22 protein-coding genes and 1 tRNA gene are annotated in these 24,292 nt (G+C 70.6%); 13 read left to right on the top strand and 10 right to left on the bottom strand.

Annotated features, from left to right (window positions below):
* Positions 1 to 195: 195 nt before the first annotated feature.
* Complete coding sequence (locus LPA41_RS01255; protein WP_229067675.1) at positions 196 to 3,795, bottom strand: hypothetical protein; 3,600 nt, start codon at positions 3,793 to 3,795, stop codon at positions 196 to 198.
* Positions 3,796 to 3,949: 154 nt separating this feature from the next.
* On the opposite strand from LPA41_RS01255, the gene LPA41_RS01250 reads away from it, so the two are divergent.
* Positions 3,950 to 4,273 (top strand): hypothetical protein, encoded by a 324-nt coding sequence (locus LPA41_RS01250; protein WP_229067673.1) that lies wholly within the window; start codon positions 3,950 to 3,952, stop codon positions 4,271 to 4,273.
* Positions 4,274 to 4,368: 95 nt separating this feature from the next.
* On the opposite strand, the gene LPA41_RS01245 is transcribed toward LPA41_RS01250, so the two are convergent.
* The 3 genes from LPA41_RS01245 to LPA41_RS01235 form a co-directional block, all read right to left on the bottom strand.
* Positions 4,369 to 4,710 (bottom strand): STAS domain-containing protein, encoded by a 342-nt coding sequence (locus LPA41_RS01245; protein ID WP_229067671.1) that lies wholly within the window; start codon positions 4,708 to 4,710, stop codon positions 4,369 to 4,371.
* 165 nt (positions 4,711 to 4,875) lie between these two features.
* On the bottom strand, positions 4,876 to 5,085 hold the full coding sequence (locus tag LPA41_RS01240; RefSeq protein ID WP_229067669.1) for a hypothetical protein: 210 nt from the start codon (positions 5,083 to 5,085) through the stop codon (positions 4,876 to 4,878).
* Between the two features lie 344 nt (positions 5,086 to 5,429).
* Positions 5,430 to 5,519 (bottom strand) — tRNA-Ser (locus LPA41_RS01235).
* 115 nt (positions 5,520 to 5,634) lie between these two features.
* Between LPA41_RS01235 and deoD the strand changes: the two genes are divergently transcribed.
* Positions 5,635 to 6,351, top strand: coding sequence for a purine-nucleoside phosphorylase (gene deoD / locus LPA41_RS01230; protein WP_229067668.1), 717 nt, complete (start codon positions 5,635 to 5,637; stop codon positions 6,349 to 6,351).
* Positions 6,352 to 6,694: 343 nt separating this feature from the next.
* Here the strand turns inward: deoD and tadA are convergent, their stop codons facing one another.
* The 4 genes from tadA to LPA41_RS01210 form a co-directional block, all read right to left on the bottom strand.
* On the bottom strand, positions 6,695 to 7,174 hold the full coding sequence (gene tadA / locus LPA41_RS01225; protein WP_308036505.1) for a tRNA adenosine(34) deaminase TadA: 480 nt from the start codon (positions 7,172 to 7,174) through the stop codon (positions 6,695 to 6,697).
* The gene (locus tag LPA41_RS01220) at positions 7,171 to 7,680 is read right to left on the bottom strand and encodes a tRNA adenosine deaminase-associated protein (protein WP_229067666.1); all 510 of its coding nucleotides are present in this window, start codon (positions 7,678 to 7,680) and stop codon (positions 7,171 to 7,173) included. The genes tadA and LPA41_RS01220 overlap by 4 nt, the downstream gene beginning before the upstream one ends.
* A 222-nt stretch (positions 7,681 to 7,902) precedes the next feature.
* The gene (locus tag LPA41_RS01215; RefSeq protein WP_229067665.1) at positions 7,903 to 8,106 is read right to left on the bottom strand and encodes a hypothetical protein; all 204 of its coding nucleotides are present in this window, start codon (positions 8,104 to 8,106) and stop codon (positions 7,903 to 7,905) included.
* 88 nt (positions 8,107 to 8,194) lie between these two features.
* The gene (locus LPA41_RS01210; RefSeq protein WP_229067664.1) at positions 8,195 to 8,578 is read right to left on the bottom strand and encodes a hypothetical protein; all 384 of its coding nucleotides are present in this window, start codon (positions 8,576 to 8,578) and stop codon (positions 8,195 to 8,197) included.
* A 366-nt stretch (positions 8,579 to 8,944) separates the two neighbouring features.
* Between LPA41_RS01210 and LPA41_RS01205 the strand changes: the two genes are divergently transcribed.
* Entirely contained in the window at positions 8,945 to 9,451 is a 507-nt protein-coding gene (locus tag LPA41_RS01205) for a M23 family metallopeptidase (RefSeq protein ID WP_374238103.1), read from the top strand.
* Positions 9,448 to 10,428, top strand: a complete 981-nt coding sequence (locus LPA41_RS01200; RefSeq protein ID WP_229067662.1) for a prephenate dehydrogenase/arogenate dehydrogenase family protein — start codon at positions 9,448 to 9,450, stop codon at positions 10,426 to 10,428. The genes LPA41_RS01205 and LPA41_RS01200 overlap by 4 nt, the downstream gene beginning before the upstream one ends.
* A gap of 36 nt (positions 10,429 to 10,464) precedes the next feature.
* On the opposite strand, the gene mtnA is transcribed toward LPA41_RS01200, so the two are convergent.
* Positions 10,465 to 11,430: an S-methyl-5-thioribose-1-phosphate isomerase gene (gene mtnA / locus LPA41_RS01195; protein WP_229067660.1), complete on the bottom strand. Its 966-nt coding sequence runs from the start codon at positions 11,428 to 11,430 to the stop codon at positions 10,465 to 10,467.
* Between the two features lie 122 nt (positions 11,431 to 11,552).
* Between mtnA and LPA41_RS01190 the strand changes: the two genes are divergently transcribed.
* The 8 genes from LPA41_RS01190 to LPA41_RS01155 all read left to right on the top strand — a co-directional run bounded on the left by LPA41_RS01190 (position 11,553) and on the right by LPA41_RS01155 (position 21,637).
* Positions 11,553 to 12,620 carry a PHP domain-containing protein gene (locus LPA41_RS01190; RefSeq protein ID WP_229067657.1) on the top strand — a complete coding sequence of 356 codons (1,068 nt, stop codon included), beginning with the start codon at positions 11,553 to 11,555 and terminating at the stop codon, positions 12,618 to 12,620.
* Positions 12,621 to 12,630: 10 nt separating this feature from the next.
* Positions 12,631 to 14,301 (top strand): DUF885 domain-containing protein, encoded by a 1,671-nt coding sequence (locus tag LPA41_RS01185; RefSeq protein ID WP_229067655.1) that lies wholly within the window; start codon positions 12,631 to 12,633, stop codon positions 14,299 to 14,301.
* A gap of 497 nt (positions 14,302 to 14,798) precedes the next feature.
* The gene (locus LPA41_RS01180) at positions 14,799 to 15,887 is read left to right on the top strand and encodes a hypothetical protein (protein WP_229067654.1); all 1,089 of its coding nucleotides are present in this window, start codon (positions 14,799 to 14,801) and stop codon (positions 15,885 to 15,887) included.
* Positions 15,874 to 19,077 carry a nitrate- and nitrite sensing domain-containing protein gene (locus LPA41_RS01175; RefSeq protein ID WP_229067651.1) on the top strand — a complete coding sequence of 1,068 codons (3,204 nt, stop codon included), beginning with the start codon at positions 15,874 to 15,876 and terminating at the stop codon, positions 19,075 to 19,077. The genes LPA41_RS01180 and LPA41_RS01175 overlap by 14 nt, the downstream gene beginning before the upstream one ends.
* Positions 19,074 to 19,520 (top strand): roadblock/LC7 domain-containing protein, encoded by a 447-nt coding sequence (locus LPA41_RS01170; protein WP_189332222.1) that lies wholly within the window; start codon positions 19,074 to 19,076, stop codon positions 19,518 to 19,520. Before LPA41_RS01175 ends, LPA41_RS01170 begins: the two co-directional genes overlap by 4 nt.
* Positions 19,517 to 19,978, top strand: coding sequence for a DUF742 domain-containing protein (locus LPA41_RS01165; RefSeq protein WP_229067649.1), 462 nt, complete (start codon positions 19,517 to 19,519; stop codon positions 19,976 to 19,978). Before LPA41_RS01170 ends, LPA41_RS01165 begins: the two co-directional genes overlap by 4 nt.
* Positions 19,979 to 20,048: 70 nt before the next feature.
* Positions 20,049 to 20,585 (top strand): ATP/GTP-binding protein, encoded by a 537-nt coding sequence (locus tag LPA41_RS01160; RefSeq protein ID WP_374238102.1) that lies wholly within the window; start codon positions 20,049 to 20,051, stop codon positions 20,583 to 20,585.
* Positions 20,586 to 20,680: 95 nt separating this feature from the next.
* Positions 20,681 to 21,637: a hypothetical protein gene (locus LPA41_RS01155; protein WP_229067645.1), complete on the top strand. Its 957-nt coding sequence runs from the start codon at positions 20,681 to 20,683 to the stop codon at positions 21,635 to 21,637.
* A gap of 38 nt (positions 21,638 to 21,675) precedes the next feature.
* Here LPA41_RS01155 and LPA41_RS01150 read toward each other — a convergent pair whose 3' ends face one another.
* Positions 21,676 to 22,374 (bottom strand): hypothetical protein, encoded by a 699-nt coding sequence (locus tag LPA41_RS01150; protein WP_229067643.1) that lies wholly within the window; start codon positions 22,372 to 22,374, stop codon positions 21,676 to 21,678.
* A gap of 566 nt (positions 22,375 to 22,940) precedes the next feature.
* Between LPA41_RS01150 and wecB the strand changes: the two genes are divergently transcribed.
* A complete protein-coding gene (gene wecB, locus LPA41_RS01145) occupies positions 22,941 to 24,248 on the top strand; it encodes a non-hydrolyzing UDP-N-acetylglucosamine 2-epimerase (protein WP_229067637.1) in 1,308 nt (435 codons plus the stop codon).
* Positions 24,249 to 24,292: the final 44 nt, after the last annotated feature.

The following is a 24,292-nucleotide window of genomic DNA, read 5'->3' as shown; positions in this document are numbered from 1 at the left end:
GGCCTTCCTGGTTTCCAGGGCAGAACGACGAAGGCCCGGCCGATGACGGCCGGGCCGACCCACTGCGCGTGGTCGGCGCGCGGTCTCGTATTGTTCGAAGCGAAAACAGTGCAGGCGAGAGCCGGCTCCTCCGGGAGCCGGCTCTCGTCGTCTGCCAGGCGGCGCGAGGCGGTGCGAGGCTGCTGCGGGGCCAGGTCAGCGCTTGATCTGCACGGCCTTCGACGTGGCCTTGCCGTCGTGGTGCCCGGACCGTTTGGCGGTCACGACCACTGTCACCTTCTTGCCCTTCCAGGACTTCTGGATCTTCACGGTGCTGCCGGTGGCACCTTTGACGACCTTGCCGTTGAGGCGCCATTCGTACCGGTAGGAGCTCGCCGAGGGCGACCAGGCGCCCACCGTGACCTTGAGCGTCTTGCCGGCCTTCGCGGTGCCGGTGATCGTCGGCAGCCTTGTCGCCTTCGGTGCGACGCCCCAGCCCACGCTCACGCCGGCGGAGGCCGCCGGGGAATTCAGCCGGTTGGCGCGCTTGGCGGTGACGGTCACCCCGAGGCGTTTGCCGCGCTGACCGGCGGGGATGGCGTACGACGACCCGGTCGCCCCCTTGATCGCCACCCCGCCGGAGGTCCACTGGTACGCGTACCCGGTAGCGGCCGGGCTCCACGTCCCCGTCACCACCCGGACCGTCGACCCGACCCGCACGGTCCCGCTGATCGCCGGCGCCTTCGTCAGTTTCAGCCCGGTGGCCCGTACCGTGACCGCGCCCTTGATCGTGGCCTGTGCGCCACCCTTGGCCGGCCGGACCGTGACGTCCCAGGCCCCTGGTGCCGCGTCGGTGAGGTCGGCGGTGACCGTGAGGACGCCGTCGGCGAAGCTCCGCACGGCTGCCTTGACGGCGGCCGAGCCGGACCGGGTGAGGGTCACGACGTCGGTGGCGGTGAGCCCGTTGCCCTGCAGTGACAGGTTGACGGGTCCGCTGTTGGCGGCGTTGTTCGGCGTGACGGAGCCGAGCACGTACGCGATGCTGCAGGGGCTGTAGTAGCAGGTCGTCCGGGCCTGGAACGGCAGGTTCGCACCGATCGCCTTGGGTGCCAGCACGAAGAGCGCCGTGTCGGTGGTCTGCCCGGAGAGGATGCTCACCTGGCAGCCGCGGCCGCCGGTGCTGTAGCCGCAGGGGCTGGTCCAGTCGGTGGGTCCGCCGAGCCGGAAGTAGTACGGCTCCGGCAGGTCGGCACGCCCGGCCGTGTTGGTCAGCACCGCGCTGAACTCGCTGCGCCGGCTGACCGGGACGGCGACGCAGACCGCGGTCCGCCGGTCGTCGAGGGTGCCGGTGATCGGCCCGAAGCCGGGTGCGCCGTAGGCCCGCCGGCACTGTGCCGCCGGTTTGCCGGGCGTGCCGAGGTTCCAGGCGTCGAAGTGGTACGGCACTGCGCCCGCCTTGGCCGGCCGGACGAAGACCCGGTAGCTGGTGGAGCCGGACACCCGGCACGGGTGGAGGAATCCCGCGCACAGGTCCTTGCCCGCGGCATCCATGATCCAGTACCGGGCGGCGTTGCTGCCGTCGCTGCGCAGGCCCAGCCAGAGGATGGTGTCCGCGGTCGCGGCGACCCGGAAGCAGTGGATGTCGTCCGGTGCGGTGAGCGTGCCCGCCGAGCCGGGGGCGCCGAGCGTGGTGGACGCGGGTGTCCGGCAGTTCGCGCCGGTCGGGCTGGAGTCGCGCCGGCTCACCCGGTACTGGACGGTCCCCGGTGAGGCGACGAGCACCACGGTGTACGCCTTACCGGCCGCGAAGTCACAGTCCAGCAGCTGGGAGGCGGAGATCCAGGCGCTGCCGCAGACCTGGCGGCCGGCCTCGTCCCGGACCGTCATCGAGGCGGCACCGGTCCCGGCGACCGCCGCGTAGGAGACGATCTCGGAGGTGGCGTGCGCGCCGGCCGGGATCGTCCAGCAGGCGGCGAACCGGTCCGCCGAGAACGCCGTGGTCACGCCGGTGGTACCACCGATCTCGCCGAGCGGCAGGTTCGCGCACCCGCTGATCCGGTCGGTGCGGTGCACGACGAGAAGGTAGGTGCCGGGCGCGGAGTCCTCCGGGGCGGAGAGCACGATGCGGTACGGCCCCGGGCCGGTCAGCGCGCACGACGACGTCTGGCAGAGGTCTTCGCCGGCCCCGTTGATCAGCCTCCAACCGGGGTGCACCAGGCCGCTCGCCCGGGCCGGCAGCAGCACACCGATCTTGGCGCCGGCCGGGCTGTCGAGTTCCAGGCAGTCCGTCTCGCCGGCCGTCGTGAACGAGCCTCGGTACGCGTTCCCGGCGAGCCCCTCATCGCCGATCCGCTCGCAGCCCGTACCGCCGGGTGCGGTGAACACCGTCGCGTACGGCGAGTCGGTCACGCCGGAGTCGCCGCTGATCAGTGTGTACGTGCCGGCGGCCGGGAACTCGCAGAAGTAGCCGGGGGTGCAGAGCCGCTCGCCCTTGGCGTCGTAGATCTGCCCGGACAGCTGGTAGTTCTCGTCGTCGACGGCCCGGACCAGGTACCGGCCGCCGGCGGGGACGCTCAGCGAACGGCACCGGTTGCCGGCGTGGGCGCCGGCCGGGGCGGAACCGTACGCGCCGGGCGTCACCACGGGGCAGCCGGCCGGCGTGGAGAGCCGCCGGATCTGCAGGGACAGCTGACCGGCCTCGGTGGTGGAGCCGGACGCGAGCACCCGGTACGGTCCGGTGCCGGGCAGCAGGCAACCGTCCTGCTCGTACCCCTGGTCGCAGATCCGGTCCCCGGAGCCGTCGGTGATCGTGCCGCCGCCGTAGACGACCACCCGTTCGCCGGGCGCCGCCGTGAACGGCTGGCAGTAGGCCACCATCGGCGCGGCCGGGATCGTGATCGCCGGCTGGTCCCATCCGGTGCCGACCGGCGCGGCGCAGCCCTGGGTCGTGCTCAGGTTGATGATCGCCGCCTGGTAGCCGACGTCCCAGTAGCCGTTGTTGCGCAGCCAGAGCGTGTAGTCGCCGGCGGCCACCTCGCAGCGGCCGTTGTCCGTGTACTCGGCGCAGACCGTCCCGGCCGGCCCGGTCAGCTCCCAGTCGAGCTGGCCGCCGTCGCTGGTCCGTACCTCCTTGAAGCCGGACCGCAGGGTGACCGCGTAGCAGTCGTAGCCGCCGTACGGGATCACGTCGCCGCTGACCAGCTGCCCGCTGCCGAACGAACCGAACGCGGCCTCCGCCAGGCTGTCGCAGCCGGTCACCACATCCATCCGGACCAGGCGGAACGTGTACGTGACAGCGTCGCCGTACATGTCGGCCAGAAAGACCGTGTGCACGCCGTTGCCGGTCAGCTCACAGGTGCCGTGACCGGACTGGATCGAGCAGACCCGTTCGCCTGCCGCGTTCTCCATCCAGCCCCGGACGTCGGCCGTGCCGCTGTCGCCGGCGCTCTTGCCGGTCGTCTCGACGGTCAGCCGCATCCCGGCGGTGCCGTGGAACCGGTAGCAGTCACCGGCCGCCCCCCGCGCCAGCGACCCGGACGAGCTGGGGCCGTTCACCGCGAAGCCGGCCGGGTCGAGGGTGACGCACTTCGAGGGGGCGTCCTGCGACTCGACACCGATGCCGTACGACGCCGAACCCGTGCCGTAGTAGAGGAAGACGTGGATCGTGTGGGTGCCGGCCCGCGGTGCCGCACATGTGTCGGAGTACGGGCCGAGGAAGCAGGACCCGCCGCCGGCCAGGTCCAGCCGAGCCTGGACGGAATCGCCTGTGGCGTGCAGCTGAGTGAGCAGCCGCTCGCCGTCGATCGTGGTGCGCACGGTGTAGGTGTGCCGCTGCTTACCGGTGATGGCCCCGCACGTGACGGGCGCCCCGAGGGCGAGCTCGCCACCACAGGCGGCCACCGGGTCCGGGTCGGCCGGGTCGGAGGCGGGAGCCTCCGCCGCAGGACTGGGCGGTACGGAGGTCGACGGCGTGGAGGTGGGCCGTGCCGGCGCGCTGGGAGCCGGCGGCGCGCTGGGCACGGCGGGCGGGGTCGAAGCGGTCGGTGAGCTCGGCCCGGTCGGTGAGCCGGTGGCAGTCGGTGAGCCGGTGGCAGTCGGTGAGCTCGGCGTGGGCGGCCAGCTTGGGGTGGCCGGTGAGCTCGGCAAGGGCGGCGAGCTGGGCGTGGCCGCCGCCGCGGGTGCCGGTGCCGCCGAAGCGGGCAATGCGATCCCCGGCACCGCGACCGCGAGTGCCGCACCTATAGATATGAGCCATCGCCTCACGGCGTCCCCCCGCGCGTGGAAGTCCACATAGCGCGGAGATCATCGCATCGCGGTGAACGCTCACCTATATGTGTTTCACTATTCGGGAAGACGCAGGTCAACGATGAGTACGAAACCGTACCGTCGTCATAACTGAGCGGCTGCTATCGCATCGTCCACCTCGGGGAAGATCGCGAAGTACCGTCCCAGCCCGACCGTCTCCATCAACTGGCCGAGGAACGGGTTCGCGCCGGCGAAACTCAACCACCCGCCGCGCGCGGCGATCACCTGCTTGCTGGTGATGAACGAACTCAACCCGACCGAGTCGCAGAACTTCAGGCCGGTGAGGTCGACGACGATCCGCGGCACCTGTCGCTCGAGCAGCTCCACGAGCGTCGCCTGCAACTGACGGGTCGTGTCGGCGTCCAGCTCTCCGCACAACTGCAGTACCGCGACGTCGGAGTGGTGCTCAATGACAATGGTGCGCATACGGTCACGCTAGATCCACAGGTTTCCGACACATCGGACACCACGTGCGTCGCAATTCTCACGAGTAACAACACAAACGGGCCGGACCCCATAAGGGTCCGACCCGTTGCGAAGGCTGGCCGGAACAGTCAAGCAAAGCGGCACAGCCTGGGCTCCTGGCGCGGCTTACAGCTCGCGCCACCGCCAGCGTGGACCGCGCCACGCGTCGGCCAGGATCATCGCTGATGCCCGGCCGGGACACTGCTGCACCTTGGACTTCCCCTCGGGGCCGCCCAGTTGGGCTTCGACCTCCCAGCTCTGACCGTCAGTACGAACGTAGACGTCACGACGCTGGAGACGGAGGTCGCCATTCCACCAGTGATGCTCAACTCTCACGTGTCAAATCTAGGACAGGCATCGACGAACCTGGGTGGGGCGATCCTCCGAAAGTTCTTCACCGCCCGGTCGGAACCGCATTGTCTGATCCGGTGTATTTGGCTCGCACGCCTTGCGCTACCCCATACATCGCTGGGCCGTCCAAGATTCACTACTTTGCGTAGTCAGGCCCTCTGACGTGCGACGAAACACCGCCGTTACACAACAGGCGCTGATCATGGAGAACGACCGAACGGACGAGCCACCACTCCCTTGGACGGCCGATGCCGCCGAAGGCCACGGAGCGTAACAGGTCACGCGCCAAAAGCAGAGAGCCCGGTCCATGAGAACCGGGCTCTCGCCGTTGGCGGTGGCGGCGGGATTTGAACCCGCGGAGGGCGTAAACCCTCACACGCTTTCGAGGCGTGCTCCTTAGGCCACTCGGACACACCACCGGGAAGTACTTTACCGGCCGCCCCGAGGTGCCTGCCGCCGGGTCACCCATAACCCTGCGGCACCGCGCTGACCTGGCAAGATCGGCGCCATGGACAAGCGAAGCGGAGAAACCTCATGAGCGTGCACATCGGCGGCAAGCCGGGCGACATCGCCGAGCGGGTGCTGCTGCCCGGCGACCCCATGCGAGCGAAGTGGATCGCCGAGACGTTCCTGGAGGACGCGGTCTGCTACACCCAGGTCCGCGGCATGCTCGGCTTCACGGGCACCTGGAAAGGCCACCGCGTCTCGGTGCAGGGCTCCGGCATGGGCATGCCGTCGGCCTCGATCTACACCCACGAGCTGATCAACGAGTACGGCGTGAAATCCCTGATCCGGATCGGCTCCTGCGGCGCCCTCGCCATGGACCTCAACCTCGGTGACGTGGTCGCCGCCATCGGATCGGCCACCGACTCCAACATGAACCGGTCCCGCTTCGACGGGCTCATCGACTACGCGCCGGTCGCTGATTTCGGTCTCCTGCGGACCGCTGTGGAGATCGCTGAGGGGCAGGGTGTTCCGATGCGGGTCGGGCCGATCCTTGCCGCCGACGCGTTCTACACCGACCGGCCTGATCTGTATGACGCGCTCGCTGAATACGGGGTTCTGGCAGTGGAGATGGAGTCTGCTGCGATTTATACGATCGCTGCTCGGTATGGGGCCAAGGCTTTGACCATTTTGACCGTGAGCGATCACATCAAGCGTGGGGAAGCGATGGAGGCCGCGCAGCGGGAGCAGGGGTTCAGCAACATGGTTCGGATCGGGCTGGATACGGCTGTAGCTGGGTTGGGCTGAGCTGGGCTAGTTGGGGGCTGCGGGGCTGGGCTTGGTGGGCGGGGCGGGCGGAGCGGGGCTGGGCTTGGGGAGTACGGCTGCTGAGCTGGCTGGCTTCGCTTCGCTCCGCGGCAAAACGCCTTTTAACCGGTGAGGACGCATGCGATTTCCCGCCGCCCGCACACCCCGCGGGCGGCGGGAAATCACCTGCCTCCTCACCGGCGGCGTTTTGCGGCTGGGCTGGAGTGGATGGGAGTTACGGGGAAATACACGGGGTTACTGGCGTGACCGCGGTACTTCGCCCGCCCGTTGGGTGGGGTCACCTGGCATTTTTGCGCCGGCTTGCTTGTGTGGCCGCGCGGTCTTACTCGCGGGGGCTGGGCTCTGGGGTGGGGGGCTGGGTGAAGAAGGTTTTCAGGTGGTGGGCGCATTCTTGTTCCAGGACGCCTGGGTAGACGTTGGGGCGGTGGTTCAGGCGGCGGTCTCGGATTACGTCCCAGAGGGAGCCGGCGGCTCCTGTCTTGGGTTCCCAGGCTCCGAAGACGAGGGTGGCTATGCGGGCCAGGACCAGGGCGCCTGCACACATCGTGCACGGTTCCAGCGTCACCACCAGGGTGCAGTTCTCCAGGCGCCAGGAGCCCAGGCGAGCGGCGGCCCGCCGTAGTGCCAGCACCTCGGCGTGCGCGGTGGGGTCGCCGGTGAGTTCGCGTTCGTTGCCGGCGGCAGCGAGTTCGGTGCCGTCCGGGCCGAGCAGCACCGCACCCACCGGTACGTCGGTGGGTGAGGTGGATGCGACGGCGAGCGCCCGCCGCATCCATTCCTCGTGCTGAGCCCGGCGGTTCACGCTTCGCGCAGCTCCTCCATCTCGTCACCGCAGCCGATCTTCTGGCAGATCTCCGCGGTGACGTCGGACGGCAGCATTCCCTCCATGGCGCAGAGGGTGAGCAACCGCTGCGCGTTCACGCCCAGGTCGCCGAGCAGTTCCGCGTCCCCGATCGGGTCGGCGTCCGGCTCGCCGGCCGGGCGGTCCTCGTCGTCCTCGGTGGCGGCCAGGTCGTCCAGCCCGAGCGCCGGCGTCTCCACCTCGCCGAGCAGTACCGACCCGATCCGCGACTCCTCGGCAAACGCCGAGTCGGAGGCGAAGACCCGCAGGTCCTCGCCTTCGTCGAGCCGCAGGATCGCCAGGTACTCGTCGTCGCTCTCGACGAACAGCAGCGCCAGGTCGGCATCGGGCTCGACGTCGCGAAGCGCATCCACCACCTCGTCGATGTCGGCCAGGCCCGAAAGGTCCAGCTCCGACGCCGTCCACCCGGTCTTGCTCCGGCTGACGGCGGCAGCGAAAATCGACACGATTCCCCCAACGCGACTCTTATCTTCAGCGCCTGACGGTAGCGGGTACTGCGTCAGCCGCATCGCGCCACGCCTTAGCACCCGTTCCAGAGATCATTAGCACCCGTTCCAGAGATCAGCCGACCACCGGAACCGAACCGGGAGCGCGGCCACGCGCAGGCCAGGACCCGGGCGGGGCCCATGGCCCGGGCCGGGCCGGGAACACGGCCGGACGGGGGGCGATCAGCTCGCGGGCCGGCGCCGGGTGGCGATCAGCTCGCGCAGACGCAGGCCACGCATCCGTTGGGACGGGTCCGACTCGCGGACCGATTTCGCCTGGGCGAGAGCCGCCAGCAGCTCCTGGCGGCGGCGGCAGCGCTCGGGGTCGAGCCGTTCCGGCGAGGGGGCCATGCAGCCGAGAGTGCCCAGCCGTACGACGTTCGTCAAGGGTCGATGGACACTTCGGCCGGACCGCTTCCGAGCGCGACGGGAACGGCACGAAAGGTGGTGGCGGGTGCCGGTCGAACCGGGACATTCACCACAGCGGCCAGTCGTACGTACCGGCCCAGCGGAGCACCACGAAGACCGTCGCGATGGACAGGCCGAGGCCGGCCGCCACGGAGACGCCGACCGCCACCCCGCGATCGCCGACGAGGGCGAGCACGACGGCGGCGACCCAGGCGCTGACGGCGGCACCGACGGTCCACCACGTGTACGACGCGAGGCCGCTGCCCAGGCTGCCGAAGAGCATGAGCCAGGCCGCACCGGCGGCGAGGCCGCTGAGCACCGCACCGGCCCGGATCGGGTGCGGTTCGCGGTAGACCGGTCGCGGCGGGCTGGACACCAGCGGCCGGTCGGGCGGCGGCAGGTAACCCGGCGGTGGCGCGGACGCGGCCCAGAGGCCCTGCCGATCAACCATCCCGGTCTCTCCCTTCGGCGCATCCCTGGTCCTCAGCGTAGCCAGGCTCACCGGGCGCTGTGTTCGGCGGCGGCCGCGTCCTTCTGTCAGGATGGCCCGGTGCGTCTCCTCCGTACCCTCTCGGGCTTGACCCTCACCGCCGCCTGCCTGGCCGGTTGCGGCGGCGTCGCCGGGGCCGGGTCACCCACGGCGACGCCGGTGTTCGTCCAGCCGTCGGCCACCCCGCAGTCGGGCGCGGAACCGGTGCCGGCCGCGCCGCAGGGCCCCTCGGAGGCGGCCGCGCAGCCGACGAGCCCGCCGGCCGCCGCCACCACCACGGCCCCTACCGCCGCCGCCACCTCGCAGGCGCCGGCGAGCGCGCGCGCCATGAAGTACGTCTTCCCGGTGGACGCGTCGAACGTCGACTTCCACACCACCCACTCGAAGTACCCGGCGACCGACCTGTTCGCCGACTGCGGTGAGCGGATCGTCGCCACGACCAGCGGGACCATCCTGGAGGTGAGCCTCGAGGACAGGTATGTGAAGGGTCGTCCCGACGGCCCGGACAACGGTGGCCTGTCGGTGTCGCTGCTCGGTGACGACGGGGTGCGCTACTACGGTTCGCACCTGAGCAAGGTGCAGTCCGGCATCGAGGCGGGTGTCCGGGTCGAGGCCGGGCAGCTGCTCGGCAAGCTCGGCCGGACCGGCAACGCCAACAACGTCTGCCACCTCCACTACGGCATCTCGCCGCCGTGCGCGGAGACCGGCGACTGGAAGGTCCGGCGTGGCGTGATCTGGCCGGCCGCCTATCTCAAGTCGTGGCGCAAGGGTGGTTCGAAGAGCCCGGTGGCGGCCGTCGCGACCTGGGAGAAGAAGAACGACTGCAAGGCATGAGGACGGCGGTTGTCGGCCTCGGGCTGATCGGCGGTTCGCTGCTGCGGGCACTCGCCGGCGCCGGGCACGAGGTCACCGGCTTCGACGCCGACCCGGCCACCCGGGAGGCGGCTCGTGCGGCGGGGTTCCGGGTCGCCGACTCGGTGCCCGGTGCCGCGGCGGGCGCGGAGGTGACGGCTCTGGCCGTACCCTTGCCGGTCCTTCCGGAAGTGATCGCCCAGCTCGCCGGAGCCGGCGGCCTGGTCACCGATGTGACGTCGGTGAAGGCTCCGGTGCGTGAGCTGATGTCGGCGCACCGGGTGACCCGTTTCGTGGGCGGGCACCCGATGGCCGGCCGGGAGACCTCGGGGTTCGCCGCGTCCGATCCTGATCTGTTCACCGGCTGCGCGTGGGTGCTCTGCCTGGAACCGGCGACCGACCTCGGCGACTGGCTGACCCTGGCCCGGTTCTGCACCGGCCTGGGCGCCCGGGTGGTGCCGGCGACGGCGGACGAGCACGACGCGGCGGTAGCCAAGATCAGCCATGTGCCGCACCTTTTCGCCGCCGTGCTGGCCGCACAGATCGCGACGGATCCGCTGGCCGGCGCGTTGGGTGCGGGCTCGTTCCGGGACGGCACCCGGGTGGCCGCCACCCGCGCCGAACTGACCGCGGCGATGTGCGGCGGCAACGCCGGGCCGGTCCGGGAGCAGCTGCGCCGGCTCATCGACGAGTTGGCAGAGATGTCCGGCGCCCTCGAATCGGACCGGCTGGTCACCCTCCTGCGGCCCGGTGAGCAGGCCAGGCGTTCGTGGCCGGCCACCTCCGGCGCTCCCGAGAAACTTCCGGTGGAAGCGGCGGACGCTGCGGCCCTGCTGGAGCTGGGACGCGCCGGCGGCTGGGTGACGTCGGTGTCGGACACCGAGCTCGTCGCGATGCGGCCGGAAAGTGACCGCAAAGACTCCGGGAGGGCGTGGACGGCGCGACCGCGTACCCGTTGATGGCCGCCGCCGAGGGCTGGCCGGAGACCGCCTGGCTCAAGCCGTGGTCTCGCCCCGATCGAGGCGGATCACCCGCCGGTCGGTGACGATCGCCGTGACCAGGTCGTGCGGGGTGATGTCGAAGGCCGGGTTCACCGCGTCGCCGTGCGCGGTGACCTCGGCCGCGCCCCGGTCCTCGATCTCCACCTCGGTGCCGGCGGCGGTGTCCAGGTCGACGGTCGACTCCGGCGCCACCACGAGGAACGGGATGCCGGCCCGCCGGGCGCCGAGCGCGTGCGCGTAGCTCCCGATCTTGTTGATCACGTCGCCGTTGGCACAGATCCGGTCGGCGCCCAGGATCACCGCGTCGACCTCACCGCGGGCCATCAGGAACGGGCCGGCCGAGTCGACCGCGACCCGGTGCTCGATCCCCCACCGGGTCAGTTCCCAGGAGGTCAGCCGGGCGCCCTGGAGCAGCGGCCGGGTCTCGCTGGCGATCACCCCGGCCAGCCGGTCCCGCCGGTGCAGCTCACCGACCACGCCCAGCGCGGTGCCGAGGACGACAGCGGCCAGCCCACCGGTGTTGCAGTGGGTGAGCAGCCTGGGCCGGTCACCGCAGAGTTCGGTCACCAGGTCGGCGCCGCGGGTCGCCATCGCGTGCGACGCCGCGACCTCGTCGTCGCGGACCGCGCAGGCCTCGGCGAGCACCGCGTCCGGGCCGAGAGGCAGCAGCCGGGCGGCACGTTGCGCGCCGCGGGCCAGGTTCACCGCCGTCGGGCGTGCGCTTTCGATCTTCTGTACGGCCACCGCCAGCGCCGCCGGATCGTCCTGATGCACCCGGGCCGCCAGGGCTACCCCGAAGGCGCCGGCCACGCCGAGGGCCGGTGCGCCCCGGACCGCCAGTGACTGGATCGCCGCGATCAGTTCGCCCACCGTGTGCAGCCGCAGAACCCGCAGCTCGCCCGGCAGGGCGGTCTGATCGATGATCTCGACAGCGCCGTTCACCCAATCGATCGTCCGCATTCCGACCACCTTAGGCCGTGTCCTGCCGATCTTCGCGGGGCTCCGGCGTGGCCCAGCCGCCGCCTGACGGCGCCCGCGGCCGTGTCCCACGAGATCGGCTGGACACGGCTTAATCTGTCCGGATGGCATCCCGTGACCCGGTCGCCGATCTGCGGCGCATCGCGTTCCTGCTGGAACGGGCGAACGAGGCGACCTACCGGGTGAAGGCCTTCCGGTCGGCGGCCGCGGCCGTCGCGAAGACCCCGGCGGACGAGCTGGCCGCCCGCGCCGAGGCCGGCACCCTGGCGAAACTGGCCGGCGTCGGCGAGGTGACCGCCCGCTGCGTCGCCGAGTCGCTGGCCGGCGAGGAGCCGGTCTACCTGCGCCGGCTGGTGAGCACCGAGGGCGCCGACCTGCCGGCGGCCGTCGCCCAGCTGCGCTCGGCGCTGCGCGGCGACTGCCACGTGCACTCCGACTGGTCGGACGGCGGCTCCCCGATCGAGGAGATGGCGCTGGCCGCCGCCGAGCTCGGCCACGAGTACTTCGTGCTCACCGACCACTCGCCGCGCCTCACCGTGGCCCGTGGCCTGACCGCCGACCGGTTGCGCCGCCAGCTCGACCACGTGGCGCAACTCAACGCGGCGCTGCCCGAGGGGTTCCGGATACTCACCGGCATCGAGGTGGACATCCTGGACGACGGCTCGCTGGACCAGGAGGACGAGTTGCTGGCCCGGCTCGACGTGGTGGTCGGCTCGGTGCACAGCAAGCTGCGTGACGAGTCCGCCCGGATGACCCGGCGGATGGTGACCGCCCTGGCCAACCCGCATCTGGACATCCTCGGGCACATGACCGGGCGCAAGGTGTCCGCGAAGGGTGAGGGCGACGCCGCCCACCGGGCCGCACGGACCCGCCCGCCGAGCACGTTCGACCTGGAGAAGGTCCTGGCCGCGGCGGTGGAGCACGGCAAGGCCATCGAGATCAATTCACGGCCGGACCGGCTCGACCCGCCGAAGCGGATGCTGACCGTCGCGGTGGAGGCCGGCTGCCTGTTCAGCATCGACACCGATGCGCACGCGCCCGGCCAGCTGGACTGGCTGGAGTTCGGCTGCGAGCGGGCGGCGCTCTGCGACGTGCCGGCGGACCGGGTGGTCAACACCTGGCCGGCCGACCGCCTCCTCGAGTGGACCCGTGGGCACGCCGCTGTCCCGTAGGGTCGGCGAGGTGGGACGAATTGACGAAATCGCCGACCGTTACGTCGATGAGTGGGCCGCTCTCAACCCCACGGGGGCGACCGCGGTCGGCATCTCCGGTTATGACGACAGGACCGACGACCTCTCCCCGGAGGGCTTCGCCGCACAGGCCGAGCTGATCCGCCGTACCGTCAACGAACTGGACGTGACCGAGCCGGAGCACGAGTCCGAGCAGGTCGCCAAGGACGCCATGCTGGAACGTCTCGGCCTGGAGCTGGCCCGCCTGGACGCCGGGCACACCGCGACCGAGGTGAGCGTGATCACCAGCGGCCTGCACGGGCTGCGGATGGCCTTCGACATGATGCCGGCCGAGGGTGAGGAGGCGGTGTCGAACATCGCCGCCCGGCTGGCCGCGCTGCCCGAGGCGCTCCGGCAGTACCGCCGGACCCTGCTCGAGGGCGCCGACAAGGGCCTGATCAGCGCCCGCGCCCAGCTGCTCGCGGTGGCCGAGCAGTGTCAGGCCTGGACCGCCCCGGACCGCGACGACTTCTTCAACGGGCTGGCCGGCCGGCTCCGGGTCTCCGGCGCCCTGGAGACCGAGCTGCGCCGGGGAGCGGCCGCCGCGACCGAGGCGACCGCCGGCTTCGGTGCGTTCCTGCGCGACGAGCTCGCGCCGCGAGGCCGGGAGAAGGAGGCCGCCGGGCTGGAGCGGTACGCCCTGGCCTCGCAGTACTTCCTCGGCGCCGCGGTGGACCTGGACGAGACGTACCTCTGGGGTTTCGCCGAGCTGGACCGCATCGAGCGGGAGATGCGGGCCGTGGCCGCCGAGATCGCCGGGCCGGGCGCGACGGTGGACGAGGCGGTCGTCCGGCTGGACGCCGACCCGGCCCGCAACATCGGCAGCAAGGAGGAGTTCCGGGACTGGATGCAGGCCCTCTCCGACCGGGCGATAAGCGAGCTGAACGGCACCCACTTCGACATCGAGCCGCCGGCCCAGAAACTGGAGTGCTGCCTGACGCCGACAAGCGACGGCGGCATCTACTACACCAGCCCGAGCGAGGACTTCTCCCGTCCCGGGCGGATGTGGTGGGCCGTGCCGGAGGGGCAGGAGACGTTCTCCACCTGGCGGGAGGTCACCACCGTCTACCACGAGGGCGTCCCTGGCCATCACCTCCAGATGAGCCAGGTGCTGCTCCGGGCCGGCTCGCTGAACCGCTGGCAGCGGCTGCTCTGCTGGTGTTCCGGGCACGGCGAGGGCTGGGCGCTCTACGCCGAGCGCCTGATGGAGGACCTGGGTTACCTGACCGATCCCGGCGACCGGCTCGGCATGCTCGACGCGCAGGCGCTCCGGGCGGCGCGGGTGATCGTGGACATCGGCATGCACCTGGAGCTGGAGATCCCGCGGGACAACCCGTTCGGCTTCGAGCCGGGCCGCCGCTGGACGCCGGAGCTGGGCTGGGAGTTCCTGCGGGCGCACACCCGGATGGACGAGGAGGTCCTCCGGTTCGAGTGGAAGCGTTACCTGGGGTGGCCGGGGCAGGCGCCGTCGTACAAGGTGGGCGAGCGCATCTGGATGCAGGCCCGGGATGAGGCGAAGCTCCGCAAAGGCAGTGACTTCGACCTCAAGACGTTCCATCGGGACGCTCTGAACCTCGGCTCGCTGGGACTCGATCCGCTCCGGAAGGCCCTGGCCCGAACTTGAGTCATTCGGGTCTCTCCGTACCGAAATCGGGACGGAGGGACCCACCATTTTGTGTACGGGCGAACACTCTCCGCTATATCCAAACGCAGAGCAATGGAGCCATCACTATCAGTCAACAATGGTCGAGGAAGACGTAACAAATCCGAAGTAGAACTCATATTCACGCGCTGCCCGAGGTGTGGATACGATCTGGCGCGGCGCTCGTCACTCACCCACCGGGCCCCGTGGACTGGGCCGATCTCAATGAAGCGGCCCGAACTCGGACGTCCGTACAACCGAGTCGGCGGCGTCGCGTATCCCCCGATCAGCCGAGACAACTCTGACCCTTGGAAAGGGGTTTTCTGAGGTTTTCTCGGATAGATTGACCCAGATCGGTGCGCCCGCATGGCTACTCTCTGTAGCCACTTTAATGGCCCATCGCGTGTGCATGGCGGAGGACTAAAGCAATGTCAGTCTCGGTGAACAGCCGGCGAGCCCGTTTACGCTCCGCCCTCGCGGTGGTGCTGACGGTCCTCGTCCTGCTGCCGGCCGCAGCCCTGTTCCTGCGTGTCTTGAACGACAATACGGACCAGCGGGACCGGCTGCAGCTCCAACAGCAGGGCGTCGAATACCTGACGGCGCTCGCGCCGCTGGTCAGCGCGCTCGCGGAGTCCCAGTCGTCGGCACTGCAGGGCGTCGCCCAGGAGCCGGCCTCGCTGACCGCCGGCGTCGCCCGCGTGCAGGAGGTCGACGAGCGGATCGGTGAAGCGCTCGACACCTCGGAGCGCTGGGCCAACCTGAAGGAGAAGATCGGCCGCCTCCCCGGCGTCACCGGTGACTCCGCCACGATCTACGAGGCACACGTCGAGGTCTCCGACCTCACCCTCGCGCTCTACGACACGGTCCGGCAGAACTCCACGCTGAACCGCGACGAGGAGAGCGACATCTGGTTCCTCCAGGAGGCCGCCGCCGTCAACATGCCGGAGGCCGTGACCGCGGTGAGCCGGATGGGCGACACCGCCAACATGGTCGCCGCGGCGAAGTCCAAGCAGAAGGTCGCGCTCAACACCCGGTTCGGCTACGAGGTGCTGGCCGTCCAGTCCGCCGGTGACGACCTCACCGACAACCTGCAGGACGCGGTCGACGACACCGAGAGCCCCACGCTCGCCGGCAACCTGGTCAGCAACCTGAACTCGTTCAAGCGCGGCATCGAGGACGCCAACCGTGGCGCCAACTTCGGCGGCTCACCGAACGTCTCCGCCATGGTGACCGCGCAGAGCACCCTGCAGACCGCGCTCAACGCGCTCTCCGGTGTGGTGCTCAAGGAGATGTCCACGCTGCTCGAGAACCGGATCGACGACGTCAACTACCGTCGCGCCGAGGCCTGGGGCCTGCTGGCCGTCGCGATCGCCCTGATCGCCGTCGCCACCGTCTGGACCCGCGCCCGCGCCGTCCAGACCGGTTCGGGCCCCGACTCCGGCCCGGCCCGCGACGTCTCGGTCCAGAGCGACGGCGGCAGCCCCTACGACCCGGTGCCGGCCTACGGCGAGATCCCCAACTACGGCGCCGACAGCGCGCGGCGGGAGCGTTCCGGTGCTCTTCGGTAAGTTCCGCATCCTGGGCAAGCTCGCCCTGCTGGTGCTCGTACCGCTGCTCGGCGTCGTCGGCCTGAGCATCCCGGTCATCTACGAGCGCGTCGAGGCAGCCCGCGTCGCCCAAGAGACCTCCGACACCGTCCGGCTCGCCACCGAGGTCAGCTCGACGCTCATCGAGTTGCAGGAGGAGCGGCTGCTCGCGGTCGGCTATCTGCTCGGTGTGGTCGACCGGCCCACGTACGTGGTGCAGAGCGGTGAGGCCATCGAGTCGCTGGCGCAGCTCGCCGACATCGAGGACATGCCGCAGCAGCTCCGCCGCACCATCTCCGGCGCCGCGAAGCTCAACGTCACCCGGCAGAACATCCTGAACAAGGCCGTCACCGACCCGAACGCGGTGGTCGAGGACTACAACGAGGTCGTCACCCCGCTGATCGACGGTCTGGGTCTGGAGACCAAGGCCGACCTGACCACCGGCGTCGGCCGCCAGATCTACGCCCTGGAGCGCGCCATGCGCTCCGACGACCTGATCGGCCAGGCGTCCTGCTACCTGGCCGCCGCCGTGGTCGCCGGCCGGGGCGGTCAGCAGCAGGCGAGCCTGCTGCTCGGCGCGTTCAGCTCGACGTTCAGCCAGATCGAGTCGATCATCTCGACGTCCCGGGTGTACTTCACCGACGCGCAGTACAAGCTCTACATCAACACGCAGGACGCGTTCGCCTCCCGCGTGGGCACCGAGTTCCAGACCACTGTCGCCCAGAACCCGGCGAAGGCTCTGCAGGGTCTCGACGCCCGGCGCCTGTTCCCCTCGCTCCAGTCCGTCACCGTCCTCGGTAGCTTCGTCGAGAAGCGCGTGGCGAAGGACGTGGACATCACCACGCAGAACAACCGGGAAAGCGCCATCCGGCAGGCACTGCTCATCGGTGGTGGCTCGTTCCTGCTGCTCATCCTGGTCATCACGCTGAGCATCTTCATGGCGCGTGCGGTCGCCCGGCCGCTGCGCCGCCTCACCGTCTCCGCCGACCGCATCGCCCGTGCCGCCGAGGCCGAGCTCGAGCGGGTGGCCGACGACGAGGCCGAGGCCCAGGTCCGCCCGATCCGGCTCGACGCGGTCGACGTGGAGGCCCGGGACGAGATCGGTGACCTGGCCCGCGCGTTCGACCGCGTGCAGACCACCGCCGCCCGGCTGGTGGAGCGGCAGGTGGTCGGCCGCCGTAACGTCGCCCAGATGTTCGGTCACGTCGGCCGGCGTACGCAGAACCTGGTCGGCCGTCAGCTCTCCCTGATCGACCGGCTGGAGCGCAAGGAGACCGACAGCGACCGCCTGCGCGAGCTCTACCGGCTGGACCACATGTCCAGCCGTCTGCGCCGGAACGCGTCCGCGCTCGTCGTACTCTCCGGTGGCGCCGGTGCGAACGAGCACATGGCGCCGCTGCCCCTCTCGGACGTGGTCCGTCTCGCCCTCGGTGAGATCGAGGACTACACCCGCGTCGAGGTCGACGTGCCGGAGGACATCGTCGTGGTCCCGGCCGTCCTGGCCGACCTGACGCTGCTCCTGGCCGAGCTGCTGGAGAACTCGACCGCGTTCTCCCCGCCGCACACCACCGTGACCGTCTCCGCCGAGGAACTGCGCGGCGGCGCCCGTCTCGCGATCATCGACCACGGCCTGGGCCTCGCGCCCGAGCGGCTGGCCGAGGAGAACGCCCGGCTGACCCGCCGTGAGCGCCTCGACCTGGCGCCCACGGAGGTTCTCGGTCTGTTCGTGGTCGGCCGGCTGGCCCGCCGGCACGGCATCGAGGTCACCCTGACCGACACGCCGGACGGCGGTCTGACCGCCTGGGTCGACCTCAACCCGTCGCACCTGATCTCCCGGGTGGAGAACCTGAGCGCGGCGCCGGCCCCGGCGTTCCCCGCTCCGCCTGCCGCACCGGAGATCCAGGCGCCGCAGTACCAGTCGCCGTACCAGGCACCGCAGTTCGCGGCGCCCGAGCCGGCGCCGGCCTACTCCGGCGCGCTGCGCGGCAACACCACCGAGGTGGCGATCACCAGTGCCGGTGTCCGGCAGGTGCCGGGCAGCGCCCAGCCGTTCGACCCGAACGTCCTGAACCGGGCCACGCAGACGCTGGAGAGCACCCACTCGTGGAACGCGTTCGCGCCGCAGCCGGTCTCCCCGGCCGTCGACGACAACGCGCCGATCTACGACGCCGAGCCGATCTACTCGCCGGGCATCGCGTACCAGGAGCCCTCCGCCCCGATCCACGCGGACCCGGTGCCGTCGTACGACATGGGAACGCCGGTCGCCGGCCGGGTCCCGGCCGCGCTGCCGGAGCTGCCCGCCAGCCCGTCCTGGAGCACCGAGTCCCCGGTCCAGCCGAGCTGGAACGACGCACAACCGGCCTGGGACACGCCCGTCCCCGCCGTGGAGGCCCCGATGGCGTCAGCCGTTCCCCCGGAGGCGCCGCGACTGCCGCAGCAGCGCACCGCGGACAACTTCGGCAACGCGGCGGCCACCGGCCCCAGCGCGCCGGCCCAGAACGGCAACGGCAACGCGGCGCCGCTGCGCCGCCGGGTCCCCGGCAGCCAGCTGCCCGCCGAGTCCGCTCCGCAGCAGCACGCCAAGGCGCCCTCGGCGGACGACGCGTTCGCCGCCCGGGCCGCGTTCGAGGCGTTCGAAGCCGGCGTCAGCCGGGCTCACTCCGACGCCGGTGACACGAGCGTCTCCATGCCGGTGCCGCAGCCCAGCCGGACGGAGTGGAACAGCCCGGCCCCGCAGGCCGAGTGGAACAGCCCGGCCCCGCAGGCCGAATGGAACACCCCTGCGCCGCAGGCCGAATGGAACACCCCCGCGCCGCAGGCCGAATGGAACACCCCGGCACCGCAGGCCAGCCAGCCTGAGTGGAACGTGCCGGCGCCCAGCACCGCACCGTGGGACGCCCCGGCTCCCGCTGCCGCCAGCAGCGCGTCGTGGAACACCCCGGTGGCCGAACCGGTGCCGCCGGCCCCGCCGACCACGGCCGGCAGCACCCCGCTGACTCGTCGAGTACCCGGCGCCACCTTGCCGCGTGACGAGCCGCACCGTCCGACCCCGCCCCCGGCCCCGGCCCAGCTGGACCCGGAAGCCGCGCGGGCTCTGATGGATCAGTTCGAGTACGGCGTCGCACTCGCGCTGAACGAAAGCCAGCCACAACACGAGGGACAACCGCGATGACTTCCCCCTACCCCACCGCGCAAAGTCAGCTCAGCGCTGAAGCCAAGACCTTCAACTGGCTGCTGGACTCCTTCACCTCCGGTACAGCGGGCGTGATCGAGGCCATCGCCGTCTCCTCGGACGGCCTCCTGATGGCCATGTCCGCGATCAAGGACCGGCCCAACGCCGAGCGCCTCGCGGCTGTGGTCTCCGGTCTGACCAGTCTCTCCGGCGGTGCCGCGAGCTGGTACCGGCTCGGAGCCCTGAACCGGGTCATCATCGACATGGCCGATGGCTACCTGCTGGTCACCGCGATCAGCGCCGGCTCCGTGCTCGGTGTCATCGCGGACCGTTCGGCCAACCTCGGCACGCTGGCGTACGAGATGACGCTCTTCGCCACCCGCGCCGGTGGCGCCCTGAGCCCCCGCCTTATCGCTGAGCTCAAGAACGCCGTTCAGCAATGACCTACCCGGACCCCGACGACGCTGCTCCGCAGGCAACGCCCGGAGTCCGGCCCTTCCTGCAATCCGGTCCGCAGCACTCGACCGGCGGCTACACCCCCACCGGGGAACACCCGCCGGTCGAGACCTCGACCAACGCTCTGCGCCCGTTCGTCATCACGTCCGGGCGGACCGATGGAGGCGACCCCGACATCGGTATGGAAACCCAGGTGACGGTGGTGCCCGGCGCACCACCGTCGCGGCTATCTCCGGAAACCAGGGCGATCGTGTCTCTCTGCGAGGAGAGTCCGATCTCGGTCGCTGAGATCTCCGCTCGGCTGCGCCTGCACTTGGGCGTCACCCGAATCCTCGTCGGTGACCTGCGGGCCACCGGCCAACTGGACGTCCATGTGCTGGACAACGACACACCTGACCCCGAGACCATCATGCGAGTGATCCGTGGACTTCGATCAATCAGCTAACCGCGTTGTCGGAACCGCGCGCATACCCGGTGCTCCCGCGCCCAAGAAGGCGCCGGTCCCGGTAAAGATCATCGTGGCCGGCGGCTTCGGTGTCGGTAAGACCACGACGGTCGGCGCCATCTCCGAGATCTCGCCGCTCACCACGGAGGCCGAGATGACCTCGGAGTCCGTGGGCATCGACGACCCCGGTCAGGCGACCATGAAGACCGGCACCACGGTCGCGATGGACTTCGGTGTGCTGACCATCGACCAGACGCTCAAGCTCTACATCTTCGGCACCCCGGGTCAGACCCGGTTCGCCTTCATGTGGGACGACCTGGTCAAAGGTGCCCTGGGCGCCCTGGTGGTGGTCGACACGAACCGGATCGACGACTGCTATCCGGCCGTCGACTACTTCGAGCGGGCCGGGCTCCCGTTCGTGGTCGGCATCAACACCTTCAACGGGCAGATGAACTACAGCGTCGACGAGGTCCGCTGGGCCCTGGCGGTCCGTGAGGACGTGCCCGTCGTGTCGTTCGACGCGCGTTTCCGGGCATCGGTGCGGGACGCCCTCCTCGTCGTTCTGGACCAGGCCCTCGACAAGGCCATCCGGATGAAGACGCCGTAGGGTGTGCGCGGGTCGCCCGGACACGGTTCCCAATCGGCCCGAACGGGGGCAGAGTTGGGGCTCCGGGCGACCACTTCAGGAATGAGGACGGTGACGTGCGAGGCGGACTGGACGACGCGCTCGACAAGCTCGCCCGGCGCGACGAGCTGAGGCGCCGCGCCGCCGGGGAGAACGGCGGCACACCGCCGGCGGTGACCGAGCTGGTCGAGGCGATCGCGGCCGTGATCGCCCGCCACCCCCAGCTGGGTGTCACGGTCGGCGTCGAGGGCGCCGGCGATCCGGTGCTGCTCCACTTCGGATTCGCGGACGGCGTCGTGCAGGTGAGCGCGGACAACACGGTCGCGACCCGGGCCGCCGAAGCCGCACCGGTGCACGCCGACTTCGAGATCGATGTGGACGACGCGCCGGCCTATGCTCCCGAGCAGCCCCGGGCCAGTCACGACGACCAGGACCGGTTCGGCCCTGCCGACTTCGACTACCACGAGCCGCCCACCGCGGAACGGCCGTTCGTCGCCCCGTCGTCCACTCCGGACCCGTATGCGGCACATCCCGAATCGGTCCAGCACCCCTTCGCGGCGACACCCCCACCCCCGGTGCCACCCCAGGCGTACGCGCCCCCGCAGCCCCACCCCGAGGCGCCCTTCTCCGCACCACCGTTCCCCGAGGCCCCGTTCTCCGCACCGCCGTTCTCGGAGGCCCCGTTCTCGGCACCGCCGTTCCCGACGGCGTCGCAGGCGCCTGAACACCCGCCGATGCACGCGCACGCCGAACCCCAGCCGGCTTCCGCACCGCGGCCCGCAGCGCCGTTCCCGCCCCAGGCCGCGCCGGGGGCCTTCACCCAGCCACAGGCCACGGTGGACGCTTTCGCCCAGCCGCAGGCCGCGGCTGATGCCTTCGCCCGACCGCAGGCTGCGGCGCCCGGCTTCCCGCCGCCGCTGCCGAAGCCCATCCCGCTCCAGGTGGAGCGCCCCGAGGAGACCGAGCAGGCAGCCCGCCGCCTGGCCGCCCTGCTGCGCAACGACCCCACCCTGCTGGACGCACCCCGGGACTGACCCGGCGCCGATCCCGTCGATGTCAGCGGCAACCGCGCTTACGCGGCAGCCGTGGGCAGGTCGAAACGTTTGGCGACTGCCTGGCCGTCCTTGTCCGGGATGCCGGTCGCGGTGATGTGCGCGTACCGCGTGCCGTCGGTGTTCTTGGCCCAGGCGATCTCCACCTGCCCGTTGATCGCCGGATAGGAGATGTAGCCGAACGTGCCGGCCGGCGCCTCGCCGGACTGGGGATCGGTGCCGCACGGGATCAGGCTGAGCGCGCAGAACCGTCGCGCCTGCGCCAAGTCGTCGTCTTCCTTGTCCGCGGTCAGGTCGTTGATGTACATGGCGACGGCCTGCCATGCCCACGCCTCCAGGACGACGGCTTTCGTGCCGTCTTCGACGCAGGCCACCAGGCTGTCGTTCATCGGGTCGCCGTGGTCCAAGTCGTCCGAGGTGCCGCCGAGGATTACGGGCGGCCCGTCGTGGCACCAGGTCTCGCGGTAGCGGTACTCCTTCGGCGCATCTTCGATCAGCTTCTTGACACCGTCGCCCCACTTCTTCCAGGCGCCTTGGAATCCGTTGACCAGGCCGTCGGCGCTCAGGTTGGCGCCGATCGAGATGCCGATCTGGGACAACCAACCGTTGATCGCCGGATTGAAGGTCGCGCCCAGCAGGGAGCAGCCGGTGGTGGAGGCGCCGAGGGCGACCGCGCCCACGGCGAGGGACGAGTACTTGAGGAGGTCTCGACGGGCCATCAGGAGGTTCGAGGAAGCAGGACCGACCATGGTGTCCTCCAGGGATCGCTATTCAACATCATGACTTGATTGAGCAAGAGTTGAAAACCGATAACTCTGGACCGCAGCGGTTGAATCACTCTTAGTGACTGCTAGCATCTCCCCTCACCTCACTCCGCAGTTACCGTCCGCAATTGCGGGGACGCACACAGCAGCGCCTTCATAAGCTTCTAATTCCGACATTCTGCGTCCCCTTTTCGCCAGCGAGAGCGGTCCGAGGCGTCTGTGTTAGACCTTTCGGTCAGCATTCGCCGTCGACCCTCTCACCGCGCTTGAGTCACGCTCCGTAGCAACTTAATGTCCTATTACGTCTGAGAGAACAGATCGCCAGATTGGCGGAAATCACTTTCCGTGACGAGAACGTGGGGGGTGAGGATGTCCGCAGCCGACATCGTCGCGAACCCGCGGCTGCACCTGATGCGCCGCGAGCTTCCCGGGGCGCGCCGGCGCAGGAGCGAGGCGCTGAACGCCGCCAGCCCTCCGCAGCCTGGCCCCGATCCCGCCCCCTCGCGAAAGAACGGCTCCCCATGAAGCGCGAAAACACCGGCGAACCGGCCACGACCACCGGCACGATGCGCACGCGACCCGAGGTCCACCTCATCGGCGGCACCCGTACCGAGGCGGTCAAGCTCGCCCCCGTCGCTCTGGCCATGCGGGAGGCCGGCCTGCTGCGGCCGGTCCTGCTCGCCGGTGGTCGGCACCCGGCGACGGTCACTGCGGTGCTCACCGCCTTCGGCCTCGAACCGGACATCACGCTGACCGTCGAAGGCAGCCAGACCGAACCGCTCACCGCGATGGTCCGCGAGCTCGACGAAATCTGGTCGGTACGCACCCCGGCCGCCGTGATCGTGCAGGGCGACACCACGACGAGCCTGGCCGGTGCCCTGGCCGCGTTCTGGCGCCGCATCCCGGTCGTCCACCTGGAGGCCGGTCTGCGCTCCGGTGACCTGGACCCGCTGTTCCCCGAGGAGGCGAACCGCCGCCTGCTCGCCCAGGTCGCCACGCTGCACCTGGCGCCGACGCCGCCGGCCGCGATGAACCTGCTGGACGAGAGGATCGCCCACACCGACGTCCTGATCACCGGCAACACCGTGGTGGACGCGACCCTCGCGATGGCCGGCCGCCGGATGCCGTTCGAGAACCCGCTGCTGGCGGCGCGCGCGGCACAGCGCGAAACGGACCGCGAGACACAGCGCGAGACGGACCGCGGGACAAAGCGCGAAACGGACCGCGAGACAGGCCGCGTCACAAAGCGCGGGACGAGCAGCGACAAGCGGCTGGTCCTGGTCACCGCCGACCGCCGCGAATCCTGGGGCGAGCCACTGAGCCGGATCCTGGACGCGGTCAAGCAGCTGATCGCCCGCTACCCGGACATCGAGGTGGTGTTGCCGTGCCACCCGGACCTGTCGTTCCACGCGCAGGTGGACGCCGCGCTGACCGGCGTGGAGCGGGTCACCGCCACCGGCCCGCTGTCCTACCCGGACCTGTCCCGGTTGCTGTCCGAGGCGTACCTGGTGCTCACCGACTCGGGTGGCATCCAGGAGGAGGCGCCGTCGTTCGGGGTGCCGGCACTGGTGCTGCGTGCGGCGACCGAGCGCGTGGAGGGCTGCGCGAAACTGGTCGGCTCGGACACCGCGCGGATCGTCGAGGAGGCGTCGGCCCTGCTGGACAGCCGGGTGCGCCGCGACGCCATGACCGCCGGCGGGAACCCGTACGGTGACGGGCTCGCCGCCCGGCGCACCGCGCAGGCCACCGCCGCTCTCCTGGGTCTCGCACCCGCCCCTGAGGCCATGCCGGTGGCTCAGGCCGCCCTCTTCTCCGGAGTTCTCGGCTGATGCGCGCCCCGATGATCTCCCGTTGCGAACTTCCCGGTGCGGCC

The organism is Actinoplanes sp. DH11, assembly GCF_020873875.1.
In the GTDB taxonomy this organism is placed as follows: domain Bacteria; phylum Actinomycetota; class Actinomycetes; order Mycobacteriales; family Micromonosporaceae; genus Actinoplanes.
The sequence above is the reverse complement of the archived record's forward strand: the minus strand, read 5'-3'. Positions and strand labels throughout refer to the sequence as shown.